General features: G+C 48.9%; 5 protein-coding genes. 4 read left to right on the forward strand and 1 reads right to left on the reverse strand.

All coding sequences use genetic code 11. The annotated features are described in order from the left end of the window. Positions 1–5 precede the first annotated feature (5 nt). Both sctD and ACP3TC_RS01875 read left to right on the forward strand, forming a co-directional pair. A complete protein-coding gene (gene sctD, locus ACP3TC_RS01870; RefSeq protein ID WP_426817399.1) occupies positions 6–1,235 on the forward strand; it encodes a type III secretion system inner membrane ring subunit SctD in 1,230 nt (409 codons plus the stop codon). A 19-nt stretch (positions 1,236–1,254) separates the two neighbouring features. Further along, complete coding sequence (locus ACP3TC_RS01875; protein WP_426817400.1) at positions 1,255–1,476, forward strand: EscE/YscE/SsaE family type III secretion system needle protein co-chaperone; 222 nt, start codon at positions 1,255–1,257, stop codon at positions 1,474–1,476. Positions 1,477–1,543: 67 nt separating this feature from the next. On the opposite strand, the gene ppa is transcribed toward ACP3TC_RS01875, so the two are convergent. Further along, the gene (gene ppa / locus ACP3TC_RS01880) at positions 1,544–2,074 is read right to left on the reverse strand and encodes an inorganic diphosphatase (protein ID WP_313853940.1); all 531 of its coding nucleotides are present in this window, start codon (positions 2,072–2,074) and stop codon (positions 1,544–1,546) included. Positions 2,075–2,374: 300 nt separating this feature from the next. Between ppa and ACP3TC_RS01885 the strand changes: the two genes are divergently transcribed. Continuing rightward, positions 2,375–9,574, forward strand: a complete 7,200-nt coding sequence (locus ACP3TC_RS01885; RefSeq protein ID WP_426817401.1) for a hypothetical protein — start codon at positions 2,375–2,377, stop codon at positions 9,572–9,574. 219 nt (positions 9,575–9,793) lie between these two features. Further along, positions 9,794–16,333, forward strand: a complete 6,540-nt coding sequence (locus tag ACP3TC_RS01890) for a hypothetical protein (RefSeq protein ID WP_426817402.1) — start codon at positions 9,794–9,796, stop codon at positions 16,331–16,333. Positions 16,334–16,365: the final 32 nt, after the last annotated feature.

Consider the following 16,365-nt stretch of genomic DNA (forward strand, 5'->3'; position numbering starts at 1 on the left):
CCGGTATGGAATTTTTATTTAAAATTAAATGGCTGAACGGCCCACTGATGGGTCGGGAGCTGGATCTACCGGCGGGTGAGACGCGCCTCGGTGGCAGTGATGCGGATATCGCTTTGCCGCTTGAGCTGGGAGCAAGCACGGTACTGACGGTGGCGGCTGAAGGAATTACGCTGGCCCCGGCGGTACCGGCCTGGGTCGACGGCAAGCCGTGGGATACCACTCAGCCGTTACCTGTGGGTAAAGCGATTGATCTCGCAGGTCTTGGCCTGGTGATTGGCCCCGCAGGCAGCAGTTTGCCGTCTCTGACATTGCCGCCGCGCAGCAGCGCTGAGCCGACTGGGATCGCCCGACAGCAGAAAAGCCGCGTCTGGCCATGGGGGCTGGTATTGGCTGCTCTGCTGGTGATAGTGGCAATAATGACTTTCAGCCGCAATCCGCCAGAACCGGTCGTGCCGTTTAACCCGCAGCAGTGGCTGGCGAAAATGTTGGAAAACCCGAAACTGGCCGGGCTGGAAGCGCGTATCGATGATCAAGGCATTGTGCATCTTAGTGGTCTGAGTGTGACTTCGCAGGCCGTTGCGCAACTGCGTGAGCAACTGCGTAACCACGGGCTGCACTTTTACGATCAAAGTCTCGGCGTTGATGCATTGCATCAGCAGGTGCGTCAGGTACTGGCATTAAATGGCTATTACGATATCGACTTAACCAGCGGCAGTACGCCGGATAGCGTGGAAATTCATGGTGCCATCAAAGGGGATGCGGCGTGGTTACGAGCCAGTAGCCGCTTGCAGGAAGTCAGATACCTGAAACACTGGAAAGTCATCAACGATCAGGCCGAATTGTTCCAGCGGCTGCTGGAGAAGTTAAAGCAGCATAATTTGCTGGAAGGAATAAGCGTGCGGGTGATTGGCAAAGAGTTATTGATCAATGGGCAGTTGGATGCACAGCAAGCGGCGAAAATGGCGCAGTTAACCGCCGAGTTTAATCGTGAAGGAGAGCCACGGCTGCTGTCACGCTTTCAGAATATCCCAACTGGTGCGACGGCCAATTTGCTGCCTGCCGCAGTGATCAGTGTGGGTGGCAACAAAGATTCGGTTTATCTGCAACTGGCAAATAATATGCGTTTGCAGCAGGGGGCCATTTTGCCTAATGGTTACAAGATTTACGCACTTAGCCGCTCTTCAATCAGCCTGATGCAGGGCGAGCGATTAGTCTCTTTACCCCTTAATCATTAAGCCATGCCGAGGAGGTTTTATGGCCCGTTTAACCGCATTGGAAAACCGACTGAGACGTGATACGCAGGGCATAGAGCGTGATCAGTTACTGGCTCGATTGCAGACTGGTGAGCAGCAACTGCGGCAGCAATTATTACTGAGTCAGGAGCAGCAGCACCAGCAGCTTGCTCTGTTACTTAATGCCTGTACAGCTTCCAGTGAAGTGATTAGCGCATTGTGGGGCCGTTATCATGGGCATTAACATCAGGCGCAAACAGTGATTAAAGGCTGAACCTCATACGGTTCAGCCTTGATCATTTAAGAGGGGATTACTTGTTCTTAGCGCGTTCGAAAGACGTGATAATCTCAGCTTTAGCCGCTTCAGCGTTATCCCAACCTTCCACTTTCACCCATTTCCCTTTTTCCAGCGCTTTGTATTGCTCGAAGAAGTGAGTGATCTGCGCACGCAGCAGTTCTGGCAGGTCGTTCACATCTTTGATGTGATCGTACTCTTTCGACAGTTTGGTGTGTGGAACTGCAACCAGTTTCGCATCTTCACCAGATTCATCAGTCATTTTCAGCACGCCAACCGGACGGCAACGAATAACAGAACCCGGCTGCAGCGGATAAGGGGTTGGCACCAGTACGTCAACCGGATCACCGTCCAGCGACAGCGTGTGGTTGATGTAACCATAGTTGCACGGGTAGAACATGGCGGTAGACATAAAACGGTCAACGAACAGTGCGCCAGACTCTTTATCTACTTCGTATTTGATCGGATCCGCGTTGGCCGGGATTTCGATAACCACATAGATATCTTCTGGCAGGTCTTTACCCGCGGGAACATGGTTCAAACTCATCTGGTATTCCTTCAATAGTCTTCACTCGAGTGACGGCTATTATAGCCAACTGATGCGGAAAGTACTGCCCCCTTTTTCGGCTTTCAGAAAGCACCTGTATCGGTAGGTGAATCGCCATAAAACTCAGGCCATCGTCACGCTGGTTATCCGGCTTTTCCTGGCGCAACTAACCTTTACCTTCCCTGAAAAAACATGACGCAGTAAAAAGAAGAACCGGTCTAAAAGCTAAAGACTGGCCTTAATGATACCAGTAACTTCGCGGGATTATTATTCACTGCTGATTACCGGAATAAACTCATCATGCCTAAAATTTTACAATCTGCGTCGTCCACTTCTGCCGGGCAAACCAGCCATACCGCTGCCGCGGAGGCAATGACCGAAAATAATTCGTTCGTGAGAAGCGTGATGGGTGATATTTCAGTCTGTCCGCAGGCCAAACAGCTGCTGGGGCAGATAGTGATGGATGCCGGGGAGCGCTGGCAGCATGAGGAGGGCGTTCCGGCCTTCCTGTCGGACTTGCTGAAAGATGAAAAATTTGTCAAAGAAATTATGGACCTGACCGGCCTGGTGATGGCCGCGAATCAGCCCGACAGCGCGCCGCCCGCCAGCGTGAAGGACCTGCTGGCGCCGGGCTGCCACGCGGCCCAGTTTCAGCTCGATCAGCTGCGCCAGCTGCTTACGGACAAGCTGGAATACAGCTACCCGATGCTGGACGAGTTCCGCAGTAAGGGGCACAACAGCAAAATTCTGCACCTTGAACTGGACAGCACCCTGCTCCAGTCGCTGAAGGCGCAGTCCCCGGATGGCAGCGGCAGTGAGGCCGTGACGGAGGTGGCTGAAGCACTGCACAAGGCGATAGCCAGTACGCTGGCGATAACGTCAGCAGACAAGGACGTGCAGGCCGACGTGACCAGCCTTAAAAAGGCGCTGCGCGCCCAGACCGACGCGCTGATGAAGGCCGCCCTGGTTCTGCCGGTGGCCAGCAAGCTGTTAACGCCGGTGGCCGGAAAGGCGCCGGACCCTGACCCGGCGCTGATAAAGGCGGTTGCGGAAGGGCTGCACGACGCGGCGAAGGCGACCGACCAGGCAGAAAAGGCATTCACAGAGGAGCTGGTCAGGCTGTCGCCGCTTTCCGAAGGGGCTGGCGGAGCAAAGGCGGTAGCGATCCAGGCCGGGCTGGTTAACAAAAAGCTGAAGCTGATGCGGGAAAACCTGAAGACGATGGAGCAGGCGATCCAGCCGGCCAGGTCGCGCATGGGGCAGCTGGCAGAGCTGTCTAAAAAAGCCTTCCGCGCGGTGGAAAAAGCCACTTCGGCCGAAAGTGTTGGAACGCTGCAAAAAGCGATGGGGAACGCCTGGCATAAAAGCCCGGCGTTTTTCCGCGATTTGGTACGCAGCACGGCAAACCAGGGGATGACGCTGCCGGCCGCCATCAGGCACGTCGCAAAACTGACGACCAGCTACATCAACAAGGCTAACCACGCCGTTCAGGACGCCGCGCGCTGGGTCGGGGATGCCCACCTCTCTTTTGAAGCCAGGCTCGAAAAAGGGGCCGGGGATGCGGTCACGCAAAAAATAAACAGCCAGGTGCGGGCGGCCTATCATCCGCTGCTGGTGGCGATGAAAAAGCACCAGAACGCCTCGGAAAAACTGATCGCGGCGACGGAGACGCTGGCAAGGGCGACCCTGGCTTACGACAAGTCGCCGGACGGGGTCTCCGGCTTAATGGATGAAATTACGGAGGGATCGGCCGCCGGGAGCGCACTGGCCGCCGCCGGGCAGCACCTGGCGGGCGGCCTTACGCCCGGCGGCGCGGCAAAGAAGGAAAAAAGTGAAGCACAGCTGAGGGAGCAGGCGCAGCTGATGTTTAACCAGCAGTCGGAGGCGTTGTCCGCCGCCCGCGATGAGGTGGAAGGCTGCTCGGAAGAGCTGCGGGCGGTGCTGAAGGAGACCGCGGAGCGGTATAAACAGCATGACAAGCAGGTGAAGAAGCTCAGGACGTTCAAGGCCGAGATTGACCGGGCCGAGCGCCACTTCCGCGCGGCGGCGGAAAAAATGAAAGGGGCGGTGGGCAACATGGCGAATACCGCCCCCGGCTCAGAGGGCGCCGGCCTGGAGGAGTACAACCGGGAAATAGTGAGCAGCCAGAAGGCCAGTTTGCGTGCGCAGGATTCGGTACTGGAGCTTGGCCGGGCGGTGCAGAAGGCGACCGGAAAACCGGTGGACGTGTTCTCAAAGGACGCGCGCATCGCCCTGCACCTCGGGCAGTATTTTGCGCAGATGAAGGCGTCAATGCAGGCAGATCCCGGGTTTAAGCCGTGGCTGTTCGACAGGATGGTCGGGGAGGTGGTCAATAAAGAAATACCCGGGCACTTCGGCAAAAAGGATGACCCGGACGGGACGGTGATGCTGGCCAGAGTGATGGCGGCGGTGGTCGCGGCGGGCAATGGCACGCTGCTGACGCCCGCAACGATCGAAGAAGTGATGGCGAAATACCCGACGGCGGGTGAGTACCTGGCGAAGGCGGGCCGCAGCAGCATGGTGGGCAGGCTGGTTTACGCCAGCGTGGACATGACGGTCGAGCGGCTGACGTCCTGCCTGCCGCGCAATCTAATCCCGAACCTGAGCATACTGAAGGCGGCGCTGCTGCCGCTGACCTTTTATCAGGCGTACAGCAGCCTGCAGCATGCGGTGATGCCGGGGCAGCCGGCGCCGGCCAAAGAGGCGGCGGTGCTGGGGGCAAGCTTCCTCACTCAGCTGACGAAGCAGGTGGCTGACTTTGTGCTGCCGCACATGTGGAAATTTTTAGCGAGCGCGGCCCTGACCGGTTATTCCCTGGCGCGCGACGGTGCGGATAAATTTTCATATAACCTGATGAAAGATCTGGTGGATAACGCCACGTTTGCCGCGGCGTCCAGGCCGCTGTCTGAAGGGATAGACATCGTAAAGGACGCCTACGTCGAAAACAAAATAAATGCTTTAAGAATGGCGGCGGCAGGTGAAGCCGTTGCTGCGGCTGTTGAGGAGATTGTGGTTGCGAATACTGCTGCTCAACAACAGATTGACCGCTTATCATCGGTAGTTGAACAGGGTAAGGCTACTCTGGACGCGGCGGATGCGGCATCGGTAGCGGCCACAGATGAGAGCCCGCCGGTAGAAGAAGTGACAGGAAAAAGCCGAAAAGAACGTTCCTTCATCACTCGATTTTTTGAACGTTTTAAGGATAACGAGCCTCTTAAGGTAAAGGAAAAAATTACTACACCTTATCAGGTGGAATTAGCTGTGGAGGAATATAAAGCGGCATATAAGGGATTTAATGATTTAAATGGCAAGAAGTCAGTCGGAGGTGAACGGCTAAATGCTTATAATAGATTAAATATCGCGATAGAAAATGTTGAAACGTTAAGAAACAATCTTCGGGAAACCGAGATTAAACGTAGTAAGTTGGATTTAAATAGAGTAGCAACAGAAACAACAGACTTTATGAATTCAGTAATGCGTGGAAGTAAGGTCAGAGATTCTGAAGGCCTTTTTCCCAGAAAATTCACTGAAAATTATATTATGGAGATAATTAATCGTTATCCAAAAAGTGAACGCGGCGGCTTAGATGCTGTTGACAGCAAAATAACGCTTAAAAGTAAATGGTTAGGGGAAGAGGAAGAGTTTTCTTTACTCGATATCGCCCAGGGAAAAGTCGACATAACCGGTTACCGATTACCGCATAACTTTGTCAGAGACAGACCTGATTTTAATATAGAGTTCGGCAAAGAACTTAAATTATTGGGTGATGATAAATTCAAAGTTCCTGGACCAGCTCTCGGCCCCACTCAAAAGTCTAATGAGCATGCGATATATGAAAATGGTACTAAATTGGGAGATCTGGCTGCCGATATTTTGAAGAAATTTGAAAGTGAAATGGATAGTGTCAGGGGCGATCCAGAAAAAATTTCTGATATGGAAAATTTTTACAAAGCCAACTTTAAACATTCAGCCAGTGAGTTAGCAAAAAAACCTGATCTCAAGGATTTCAAGATACAGCTTGAGGCTTTTATCTATGGGAAAAGAGAAGCTGAGCATCTGAAATTTCGAACCGGAACACTAACAGAGGTTGTTGCTGTGTCAGTAGGGAATAAAATACTGGCATGGGATATTCAGGGTACCTATAAAGTCATTGAAAATACTCCCGGTGGGCTTAGTGATTACGACACCCAGAAATGGATCGTTTCTCATATGAGTGCAAATAATCAGTATGCATACAGAATAAAACCAGGAAATGAGTATGCGTTCAGGTTTGTTAACCCAAATCATCTGGGAAGTAGCGTATTTGCACCTAGTTATAATGTGCTGGATGGTTCAAATAAGATATTTTCACCGCTAAAGACTGTTCTGTCAACGGATACCTTTAAACAAACATTTTATAATACATGTCAACGTGCAATTGACGATATTAATAGTATGGTCAAAACTCGCAATGAATATTTAATTGATGATATTATCGACTACAGCTTTATTATCGGTGGTACTGTGGCGGGGATAGCTCTGGGCGGGCTTCCTTTGACAACTGTAGGAGGATGCATAGCGCAGTTGCTTTTTGCAACCACATCGACAGGCGTTAAAGACCTCGTTAAGTACGGTTTTAAAGATAACGCAGAAGAAAGGCAAGCGATCTTAGATTCTATGACCGCGAATATCGCGGCAAGTCTTATTGTTGACGGGCTGTTAATATGTGCTTCGCCGAAAGTTAATCAGATATTGAATTCCCTGGGTATCAAAAAGGTGTTTAACGGTCGTACGTTAGAGTTTATCCGTGACAGTAAGATAAATGTGGCTGGTTTTCATGCGGCTAATAACGTCGCTTCCAACTTACCTTTCAGCACCAACCAGGATGAAGTGGAAAAGGCAGAGCTACCAAACGGAAAGAAAATTCCAGATGCGGGGCTCACAAAAATTAATAGCCAACTTGCAGCTCAGTCAAAGGCAACAGGCATCCTGTTAGATAATACCTATACAGTGTTGAAACCTGCCGATCTCTTTTCTGTTTGTGCTGATTTAAGCATCACAATGACAGAGTTTTCTAAGCTACAGTACGACAATAGCATCAAAGACCCTATGAATATTCCAGCAGGGACAAAGCTGATTATCGAGCCCAATCTGCTCAGGAAGGAACGATTGGGTTTAATAAATGCGAAAGATGTACCGGGGAAGGTTACAGATGGTAAATATGTAATTGATAAGGAGACTAACGCAAATGCTATTACCAAAAGTTTGGGGCTGGATTCGAGACAGTTTGGTCTGATCTATACTGATAATGCGGATAAAATCATCGATCCTAATAAGATTCCTGCAGGTACAGAGCTGACTCTTTCAGACAATATTCAGCAGGCTTACCAGCTGTACTGTAAAGGGGCTACGGGTCGAATTGAAGATAATAAGTATGTGGTTTACCGGACAACCAGTCGTGAGGCAGTCTGTAAAGACTTGAATATTACTGTGGCTCAGTTCCATCTGATAGTTGCTGCCAATCCAGATATAATTGAAAACAATGAGGATAAAATCCTGCCGGGTACAAAATTGAATCTTCCTGATGTTGTACTGGATCCTTTCCTGCTGGCCAGTGAAGGTCAGGAGAGCCAGCTAACTGGCAACGTTTATAAAGTTTTGAAACCTGCCAGCCAGGACTCGATCTGTAAAGATATAGGAATTACCTATGAGGATTTTTATTTAATATACAGAGCGAATATGGAGTCACTCACCGATGTTTTCAACATTCGTCCAGAAACGGAGCTGATTATTCCAGACAATGTTCTGGAAGTATATCAGGCAAAATTAAAAGGCGAGACCGGTAAGGTTAAAGGTAGCGAGTATCATGTTCTGCGAACAGCCAGTAAGGAGTCCATCTGTAAAGATTTGGAGATTCCGCCTGAGAAGTTTGGTTTGATATTAAATGCGAATCGTAAGCTAATCAAAAATACTCAAAAAATTCCCCCGGGTATAAAATTGATTATTCCAGAGCCGATACTGGATCTTATCGAGGCGAAAAAGAATGGTGTGACAGGTAAAGTTAGAGGTGACGTCTATCATGTTTTACAATCTACCAATCAGGATACTATCTGTAAAGAACTGGGGATTCCATCCAGGATGTTTTTTGGGATATTCAAGGAGAACAGAAGGGTAATATCAGATCCTGACAACATTCCCGCTGAAACGAAGCTGACTCTTCCAGCAGATGTAATGCAGAGTTACCGCTCGTACTTAGAAGAACAAGTTATGATGGAGGCCGTGGAGAAGGGTGAAGGTGTTCAATATAAACCTTCGCGCGAACCGGCTCCGAAGAAGGTCCTTTTACCACAACCCGTGCCAGATAAAACAGATAATTCAGTGGGTAGAGTTGAAGGTGACCAATATACACTTTTGCAAGAATCTTCTCTCGATGCAGTTTTCAAAGATTTGGGCGTTACAGCCGATAAAGGTACTCTAATCTATTATGCTAACGCCAAAAAAATATCTAATCCTAATTATATCAGTGCAGGTACTGTATTAACGTTGCCACAAGCCGTGTTAGAGCAAGTACATATTCATGCTGCCAGGGTTAATCAGGCTGGTATGGAAGAGAGCACATCCAAAACAGCAAGCTGGCCGCAAGAATTAAAAGAATCCGAACCATTGCAGGGCAGTGGCATTGACAGCAAGGCTTTTTATGCCTATTTGCATAACAAGGTGGTTTCTTCCGGAAGTCAGTCGTCAAAACCGTATAGTCCTGAACTTTACTTGCGCGTTACTGGCGATACGCTTAAGGAAGAAAGATTTGAGAATATCCGTTTCCGCCGCATTGACATATATCTGGATGGGGAAGATAAAAAGCCGCAGCAACATGTTGTCGTGGTTGCAACGGACTATGGAAAAGACTATGTATTCGATGTATTAGAAAATAAATCAATACCAGGTCAAAATCGAGGGGTTCATGCTCTGGAAAACTATAATGAGAGTAATCAACACTTCTACTCTGGAATCGTGATAAAAACGCATGATTTTAAGGAAACGACTTCGATATCCCAACTGTTGATACCACCAGCCGCTGATCCTCAGCCTAACGATGATATTGATAGTCAGCGCTATTTTAGCCATTTGACGAATACCGTCGTTGCGAAAATTGCTAAGTCGTCCCCGATTTATACTCCTGAAATTCATCAGCAATTTTTTGCCGACACGCTTAAGGAGGAAGAATTTGAAAATGTTCGTTTTCGGAGCGTAAAAATATTCAAGGATGGAGTCAATAACAGTTCTGTTGACCATTCGGTTGTTGTGGCAAACAAAGATGGAAAGGAATATGTATTTGATATTCTGGCACATAAAGCGCTGCCGGATAAAATCAGTAATAAAGCCCTCACTAAAAGCGAATGGGACTCAAACTATGCAGCCAAATATCCTGGAGTGACGATAAAGTTCAAAGACTTTGAACAACTCCCGTCAGCTAACGCTTATGGAAAAATGACCAGTTAGCGTTATTAAGCGACTAACGCCTGATGGTCTCTGTCAGGCATTAGTCGCTACTTATCCACTTATCGCGGCACCGTTATCCTTACTATCTACCTTTACCTTCCCTGAAAAAACATGACGCAGTAATAAGAAGAACCTGCTCAAAAGCCAAAGACTGGCCTCAATGATACCGCTAACTTTGCGGGATCATTATTGACCGCTGATGACCGGGATCACCTCATTATGCCTAATCTTTTACAATCTGCGTCGTCCGCTTCTGCCGTGTATATCAGCCGGACCGCAGCCACCGGGGCGAAAAACGGTAATATCCCGTCCGCGGTGGCTGACATTTCCGTCTGCCCGCAGGCCAGACAGCTGCTGGGGCAAGTCGTGATGGATGCCGGGGAGCGCTGGCAGCATGACGGGGGCGTTCCGGCCTTCCTGTCCGATTTGCTGAGAGATAAAACTTTTGCCGGAGATATTAAGGAGTTAACCGGCCTGTTGATGGCCGCGAATCAGCCCGGCAGCGCGCCGCCCGCCAGCGTGAAGGACCTGCTGGCGCCGGGCTGCCACGCGGCCCAGTTTCAGCTCGATCAGCTGCGCCAGCTGCTTACGGACAAGCTGGAATACAGCTATCCGATGCTGGACGAGTTCCGCAGTAAGGGGCATAACAGCAAAATTCTGCACCTTGAACTGGACAGCACCCTGCTCCAGTCGCTGAAGGCGCAGTCCCCTGAAGGCAGCGGCAGTGAGGCCGTGACGGAGGTGGCTGAAGCACTGCACAAGGCGATAGCCAGTACGCTGGCGATAACGTCAGCAGACAAGGACGTGCAGGCCGACGTGACCAGCCTTAAAAAGGCGCTGCGCGCCCAGACCGACGCGCTGATGAAGGCCGCCCTGGCTCTGCCGGTGGCCAGCAAGCTGTTAACGCCGGTGGCCGGAAAGGCGCCGGACCCTGACCCGGCGCTGATAAAGGCGGTTGCGGAAGGGCTGCACGACGCGGCGAAGGCGAACGACCAGGCAGAAAAGGCCTTTACTAAGGAGCTGGGCAGGCTGTCGCCGCTTTCCGAAGGGGCATGCGGAGCGATAGCGATCCAGGCCGGGCTGGTCAACAAAAAGCTGAAGCTGATGCGGGAAAGCCTGAAGGCGATGGAGCAGGCGATCCAGCCGGCCAGGTCGCGCATGGGGCAGCTGGCAGAGCTGTCTAAAAAAGCCTTCCGCGCGGTGGAAAAAGCCACTTCGGCCGAAAGTGTTGGAACGCTGCAAAAAGCGATGGGGAACGCCTGGCATAAAAGCCCGGCGTTTTTCCGCGATTTGGTACGCAGCACGGCAAACCAGGGGATGACGCTGCCGGCCGCCATCAGGCACGTCGCAAAACTGACGACCAGCTACATCAACAAGGCTAACCACGCCGTTCAGGACGCCGCGCGCTGGGTCGGGGATGCCCACCTCTCTTTTGAAGCCAGGCTCGAAAAAGGGGCCGGGGATGCGGTCACGCAAAAAATAAACAGCCAGGTGCGGGCGGCCTATCACCCGCTGCTGGTGGCGATGAAAAAGCACCAGAACGCCTCGGAAAAACTGATCGCGGCGACGGAGACGCTGGCAAGGGCGACCCTGGCTTACGACAAGTCGCCGGACGGGGTCTCCGGCTTGATGGATGAAATTACGGAGGGATCGGCCGCCGGGAGCGCACTGGCCGCCGCCGGGCAGCACCTGGCGGGCGGCCTTACGCCCGGCGGCGCGGCAAAGAAGGAAAAAAGTGAAGCACAGCTGAGGGAGCAGGCGCAGCTGATGTTCAACCAGCAGTCGGAGGCGTTGTCCGCCGCCCGCGATGAGGTGGAAGGCTGCTCGGAAGAGCTGCGGGCGGTGCTGAAGGAGACCGCGGAGCGGTATAAACAGCATGACAAGCAGGTGAAGAAGCTCAGGACGTTCAAGGCCGAGATTGACCGGGCCGAGCGCCACTTCCGCGCGGCGGCGGAAAAAATGAAAGGGGCGGTGGGCAACATGGCGAATACCGCCCCCGGCTCAGAGGGCGCCGGCCTGGAGGAGTACAACCGGGAAATAGTGAGCAGCCAGAAGGCCAGTTTACGTGCGCAGGATTCGGTACTGGAGCTTGGCCAGGCGGTGCAGAAGGCGACCGGAAAACCGGTGGACGTGTTCTCAAAGGACGCGCGCATCGCCCTGCACCTCGGGCAGTATTTTGCGCAGATGAAGGCGTCAATGCAGGCAGATCCCGGGTTTAAGCCGTGGCTGTTCGACAGGATGGTCGGGGAGGTAGTCAATAAAGAAATACCCGGGCACTTCGGCAAAAAGGATGATCCGGACGGGACGGTGATGCTGGCCAGAGTGATGGCGGCGGTGGTCGCGGCGGGCAATGGCACGCTGCTGACGCCCGCAACGATCGAAGAAGTGATGGCGAAATACCCGACGGCGGGTGAGTACCTGGCGAAGGCGGGCCGCAGCAGCATGGTGGGCAGGCTGGTTTACGCCAGCGTGGACATGACGGTCGAGCGGCTGACGTCGTGCCTGCCGCGCAATCTAATCCCGAACCTGAGCATACTGAAGGCGGCGCTGCTGCCGCTGACCTTTTATCAGGCGTACAGCAGCCTGCAGCATGCGGTGATGCCGGGGCAGCCGGCGCCGGCCAAAGAGGCGGCGGTGCTGGGGGCAAGCTTCCTCACTCAGCTGACGAAGCAGGTGGCTGACTTTGTGCTGCCGCACATGTGGAAATTTTTAGCGAGCGCGGCCCTGACCGGCTATTCCCTGGCGCGCGACGGTGCGGATAAATTTTCATATAACCTGATGAAAGATCTGGTGGATAACGCCACGTTTGCTGCTGCATCCAGGCCGCTCTCTGAAGGGGTAGACATCGTAAAGGCGGCCTACGTTGAGAATAAAATTCAGGGTTTAAAGATGATTGATGAGGCTGTTGCGGTTATGACGTACGCTGCATCTGTTGCTCAAAATCAGAATGCCCTGCAACTAACAGAACTAAATATCGATGGTGATAGGGCAGTTCAAGATAGTAATGTTGATTCGGGGTCGTTACAGGATAACAGCGATAATGTTAAGGTTCGAAAACGGCGTAGTGATGATCATATAAATACCCAGAATGATGATATAGAGTTGGATGCCATTCAGCGAAACTTCTTTGCTGAAAATAGTGTCGATAAAATAAACTATAAAATACGTCAGTACTCCGATGGATTTAATCATCGGGTAGGAGGAATTTTCACACCGGAACTGGCTGCTGGTATATATATGGATGAACTGATTAAGTCAGTTCCTGAGGAGCAGCGTGGTGCTCGTGGAGAACACGGTTTTATTGAAGATCTTGATAGTAAAGTCTATATAAAACTTAATATTAGTCGCGGTGAATTAATTGAGGTCAAGTTATCTGATTTGCTTTTTGGTAAGGTGAGTAACTTACAATATAATATTCTTTGGCATCCTAATGTCTCCCGTGAATTAAGAGATAAGCTGTTTCCAAATGGATATAATGTTACTAAGTATGATAACGTCAGAATTGGCGATTTTAACGGAAAATATCCGGCCGGCGAGGGGCTGAAAGCTAAATATCCGGATGGGAAATATCCCGTCGACCGTTCTCCGCAAGGTAAGCACCCTTACGGTACAATACTTAAATCCAGTAACTCAGTTTCAGGGAATCTACCGGGCAATTTTAAAACTTGGTACTACAATAAAATAACGACTTTCTCACCAGGTACGTTAAATAGAGAAGATTTAGATCTCTATTATGAAACCACTATCAAAGCAACATGTATGGAGATCGTTGATAAAAAAGATCCTGTCCTTGATCGATTTAGGCCACAGCTACGTGAATATATCAATGGTGGCAAAAAACCTGAAATGTTGAAGGTAGCTGGATATACGGTAAGTGATGCCGTTGCCTTTCGTGATGGTAAAGATTATCTGATGATTAACGCATTTGGTGGTCACAGAATCGTGACAATGACAGATGAGGGTGTTGAGTATAAAGAAGCCCTTGACTGGCTTTTTAAACATATGCCGGTAGACGCTCAGCATAGTTATAATTTAGCTAATGATGAGGATGGATTCAGAGCTTTCGTACTCGGTAATAAAAAAGTAGAAACGATAACCATCGATGAGGGTAAAACGGTTGGCTCTATGCTTTCGGAGGCTATATGTAAACGAGCTATAATCGATTTTGATACTCGGGTAACAAGTAATTTTGAAAATACGCTGGATACGGTTATTGATGTTGCATATATAGCGCTTGGTTTCATTGCGGCACTGGCATCTAATGGTGCCGGTAGTGCTACGGCGTCATTCTTGTATTCAATGGCAGCAAATGCCGGGTTAACGGTAGCTAAAGATGTGCTCAAAGCAGTAGCCGCCGACCCGGAGACAGGGGCGAACATTTTAAGTGCGACTAAGGCGAATGTTATTGGTTCAATGTATTCAGATGCCTTAATGTTTAGTAAAACGAAATTTTTTGATCTCTTAGAAAAAAAAGGAGTTAATTTTCCCTGGGAGAGTCATATGAATAGTGTTAATCCGGTTAAGGATACGATTGAAAATTATGTTGCTTTCAAAATAGCGAATGACGGTGGATCATCTTCGTTTGAGAGTTTTTATAGTGATATACCAGACGAAAGTGAGGCAGATCTCATACCCGTGCAGATAGATGCATCACCACAGCCGGCTAAAGATACAGTGCAACCGTCAAGTGATATTACGTCAGCCCCCTTTATCGATAAAAGAAAAATATTATCTGCTATTACCGGAAATGAAAAAATCAACAGTATTACAGGATCAGCTGTAGGGCAGTTAGAAGGAGGGGATATAAGGCGAGTTGCATCCGCTATGCATAATGCAGGATTTACTGATGTAAGAGTACGGGCTATGCATGTCTGGGATGATAATAAACAATCCGCATCGCAAAATCACTTTGCGTGGGTAGGTAAATTAAATGGCCAGGATTATATTCTGGATTTTGCGAGAAATAAATCAACTGGAACATATGATAAACCAGAAATTTCTAAGCTGAGTGAGTGGACGGAAAAATATAACATTAAGTCTGAACTTCATCGTGTTTTATATACTGATTATCATTTAAGCTCGCCAAATTTTATCATTTTAACTCGTGATGATTTTTATAAAGAATATTTAAGCTGCAATCGCAATAGCAATACTAAGGTTCGCAATGGAGAGACTGAGCTGAAACCAACAGGAAATCCTGCTTTAATGTTTTATGCGGCTATTGAGAGTGGGGATTTCAAAAAGGATCTTCAAACAAAGGAAGTTACTGATCTGCAGAATGAACAGAAAAATAATTCTCTAAAAATCATGCGTATAGTTGCGGATTCTCTTAAAGAAAAAGGCTTCAAAAATATCCAGTACCGCGCTGTGATTAAATTTGATAATAAAGAGGATAAAACTGCGGACGTCAACTATGTTGTTGTTGCTGAAAATCATGGGAAAAAGTATGCTTTCGACCTGGAAGTAAATAAGTTTTTAAAACAATTTAATGATCCCTTAGTGCTTTCTGAGGATGAGTGGGCGGCTAACGTTTCTCAGGAGGCAGATGATGCATATATTATGTACATGGATTTCACAAATGCAACTCGGGCAAAATACGCTTATGATGAAAAAAGATATAATATGAAGAATCACCATGGTCAACTTTTTAAAGGGGAGACTCAGCTGACTAAACCGAAATGGGCTACGGGCTGGCGCTCATCAGAAGGGGCACCTTCACGGGCCGTAACCACAGAGCAGTTGAGTAAGAAACTGGATATTCAGGCCAGTAATGGTGAGCTTTTAATAAAAATTGTTAATCACCAGCCTGAGCTGAAAGCAGGAATGAATTCTGATAAAAATGCCGCGAAAAATATCATCGATCCAGTGATTACTGCTCTAAATAAAGAGGGTTTCTGTAATTTTCGTCATCGTATTATTCATATATGGGATGATAGTAAACAGCAGGAAGGGAAACCTCATTTTGTGGTAGTGGCCCAAAAATATGGCAAGGATTACGTATTTGATCTTTCTGCACAGAAGGCTATCCCGACGATGAGTGATCCATTGATTCTTTCTAATGATGCCTGGCTGAAAAAATATCAAGGAGAGGGTAAGGATAAACGTATTATATATCATGATATAGCATTAAAGAGTGCTTTGAAGTCTATCAGCAGCATTTCTCTGTTTAAGCGCTTTAGCACGGATAGCTTGATTGCTGGAGAAAAAAAATTGAGTACACCAGCTTGGGTTTCAGAAGTAGATTCGCCTGCTGATGTTTCCCCACAGGAGCCATTACAATCACAAAAAAATGTCAGGCAGCCTGAGGTTTCTCTGACACGTAAATATTTCTTACGGTTAGGTGACCCGGAGATTAATCGGCTGATGGATGCGCCAGCTGATCACTCTCGGGAGTTGATGGTAAAATTAGAAAAGACACTTAAAGAAAAGGGAGTTACAGATATTAAGTATCGTGGAATTTATATCTGGACTGAAGGCGAAAAATATCCGAAGGCTCATTTTGTTTTGACAGGAAAGATAGGAGGGGAAGATAAAATATTTGATCCTGAAGGCGGTAAGTTATTTAATCATCCGGGCGGTTCATACATTATGGATCCGCAGGATTGGTTAAATAAATACCAGAGTATGGATAATGCTCAGCGTATCATCTACCAGGATTACGGCTATCCAGGCTCCGCGGGTTTTCATTTTGCGGAAAATATGTTGCCCAGCGATAAATTAATGCAGAAAGCTAAAAATATCGCCATCAAAACGACATAATATTGATATTAAGCCAAAAAGTAATCGGTTAT

The organism is Winslowiella sp. 2C04, from assembly GCF_050037805.1.
Lineage (GTDB): Bacteria > Pseudomonadota > Gammaproteobacteria > Enterobacterales > Enterobacteriaceae > Erwinia > Erwinia toletana_A.